Raw genomic sequence first — 1338 nt, forward strand, 5'->3', positions numbered from 1 at the left:
GTATCGAGGACCTTCGAGTAGTTGGGGGAGTCGCCGGAGACGATCGACACGTGGTTCTCGCCGTCGATGACCATCAGCTTGGCGTCGCCGCCGGCTCGGCGGGCCGAGGTGACGTAGCGCCGCGAATTCTCGGGCGACACCACCGTGTCCTCGGAGCCGTGCAGCGCCACGACCGGGGTGTCCGGGGCGATGTTCTGGATCGGGTCCACCATCGCGTAGCGGTCCGGCACCTGCGACGGGGTGCCGCCGATCGCCTTGACGATCCGATCGTCGCCGTTCTCGGCCGCGTAGACCGCGTCCAGGGGCCCGGCGATCGAGACGACCCGGGTGGGGCGGAACCGGGGACGGGAGCCGACCTCGTCGTCGTCGAGAAGGTGCCTGGTCCCACCCCATACGGCGAGTTGGGCGCCGGCACTGTGCCCCACGACCACCTCGTCGTCGATGGTGATCTGCGGGAACACCTCGTCGACCTTCACCACGTGGTCGAGGGCGTCGGCGACGTCCCGGAACGTCGTGGGCCAGCCGCCACCCGAACCGAGTCGCCGGTACTCGATGTTGTAGACCGCCATGCCCCGGGCGGCCAATTCGCGGGCCAGTGGGTCGAACGCATCGGCGCCGATCTCGCTCTGCCAGGCGCCGCCGTGGATGATCACGGCCAGCGGCAGGGAATCGACCTCCTCCTCACCCGCCGGGATGTAGAGATCGGCCCAGTTCTGCTCGGGATCGGGCTCACCGACACGCGTCGGGTACTCGAAGCGCTGTACCGCCACCTCGTCCAGTCGCGCGGGGCCGTCGAGCGTCGGGTCGACTTTCGCCACCGGCTCGGGGGAGGCGCAGGCCGGCAGCGCGGTGAGAGCAGAGGCCAGGGACAGCGCGATCGCCGCGGTATACGGACGACGGCTGGCACCACGTCTCAGGGACACAGTCACTACCTCGTTAGAGTCTTCATTCGACAAGAGCAACCTCGCACGGCGCGAGCGTCCGCTGGGCGTCTCGTGCGGCACGATGCCGCGCAAAGAATGAAGCTCAGCTTAGCGTCTGGGCGAGGCGACGCGAACGTATCGCCACGTATGGGGCTGCCTCCCGCCAGAAAGCGCAGGGTGATCAGCGGATGACGCGAACCCGGCCCGGCTTCGGCGACGTGAGCGGTCCTTCATCGGTGACGTAACGCGTCAGCGCGGAGATGTCCGTGAGGCCGGCTTCGCGGCGGGTGCCGCGCTCGGCGAACGGCGAGCCGTTCCACTCGGGGGAGGAGAGGAACTCGTTGACCACCACGGTGTACTCGGCGGCCGGGTCGACCGGCTCGTCGTCCACCGTCAGCTCGGTGACGCGCGCACC

At 69.1% G+C, this 1338-nt stretch carries 2 protein-coding genes; both read right to left on the reverse strand.

Annotated features, from left to right (window positions below; translation table 11 throughout):
• On the reverse strand, positions 1–923 hold a 923-nt coding region (locus tag ACWIE7_RS19300), incomplete at its 3' end, for an alpha/beta hydrolase family protein (protein ID WP_454070350.1).
• Between the two features lie 181 nt (positions 924–1104).
• Positions 1105–1338, reverse strand: a 234-nt coding sequence (locus tag ACWIE7_RS19305; protein ID WP_454070351.1) for a 5'-nucleotidase C-terminal domain-containing protein, incomplete at its 5' end; no start/stop codon positions are given.

The sequence above is a fragment of the Dietzia sp. NPDC055343 genome (assembly GCF_053645265.1).